Origin of the sequence: Leptolyngbya sp. PCC 6406 (assembly GCF_000332095.2) — a bacterium.
Classification (GTDB): Bacteria; Cyanobacteriota; Cyanobacteriia; order Phormidesmidales; family Phormidesmidaceae; genus PCC-6406.
In genome coordinates, this window is record NZ_KI913949.1 from 778,954 (window position 1) to 780,110 (window position 1,157).

1 protein-coding gene is annotated in these 1,157 nt (G+C 51.0%); it reads right to left on the reverse strand.

Annotation, left to right across the window (positions count from 1 at the left end; all coding sequences use genetic code 11):
- Positions 1–288 precede the first annotated feature (288 nt).
- Entirely contained in the window at positions 289–747 is a 459-nt protein-coding gene (sodN, locus tag LEP6406_RS0203600) for a superoxide dismutase, Ni (RefSeq protein WP_008315566.1), read from the reverse strand.
- Between the last annotated feature and the right edge of the window lie 410 nt (positions 748–1,157).

The following is a 1,157-nucleotide window of genomic DNA, read 5'->3' on the forward strand; positions in this document are numbered from 1 at the left end:
ACGCCATAGCTGAAATTCTGGAAGCGTAGTTGGATTGAATCTTGAGGGTCGTCCACCCGTCAATCAATAAAATTCAGATTTTTTAGGATAATGGCCCCGTACTTTAGGTTGCAACATTGCCTAAAGTACGGGGCCATTACTTTGGCTCACAGTGCGTTGATCCAAAACAGGACTGATTAGGGTTGATATCAAGTCCGTTTAATTAGCCACACAAGTCTATTGGGTGGGTAGAACGGCTGTTCGCCCTGTTCAAAATTGTGGGCAATTAGCCGAACACGATATGACACCCTAGCTAGCGGTGTACCAGGTGACATCGCGGCCCTTGCTAGTCCAGAAGATGCCGTGGATTTTCTCCACCGCTGCCATTAATTCCTGAGCGTGTTGCAGGCTTACTTCTACCTTGCAGGCAGAGCAGAGTTTCGCTGCTTTCCAGAAGGTGTCGTGGAGATCGGGAAACTGCTCTAGGTGGGCGGGCTTGAAGTAGTCGGTCCAGAGGATGAGTAGCTCGTCCTTGGCGAGTTGGGCCTGTTCTTCCTTAATCGCGACAAAGCGAGAAAAGGTATTCTGAGCCGCGACAGAACCGTCGTTATTCAGGTCCAGGAGTTTTTTGGTCATAGACAGGACCGCTTCCGCCGCCACCCGTGCTGAGGAAGAATCATAGACGCCACAGGGGCCGTCGCAGTGGGCATGGACCGCAGGGGCGGGGAACCGTGATTTGAATTGGGAAAGGACTTGATTGAGCATCATGCTTAAAGGGGTGATCTTTGTTTCAAAGGACAAAAGGATTGTGAGAACCGCTCAGAATCAGGTCTGAACGACGGCAACCCGGTTGCCTAACCCATGCCTATGGGGGGCAGGGGTATCGCTCCAAACAGCATAGCGAATAAGGTTGGCAGTCTATATCCCCCCAGCTACTTATTTTGAAAAAGAGGGAACCTGCAACCTGAATGAAGGCATGGGATGATTTTTGAGATGGAATCCTTATGAGTGCGCAGTCACGCTCCTTATATATGCCCGTATCTATGCCCGTAAAGTATCTGTGGCGTTGTTTGATTGTTCTGACCCTACTGGGCGGTAGTTGGGGCCTGGGCGGGTGTGCAGAGTTGCTGGCACCACTTCAGAAAACGGTGTTTGAAGGGGCTGACGGTGGAATCCTG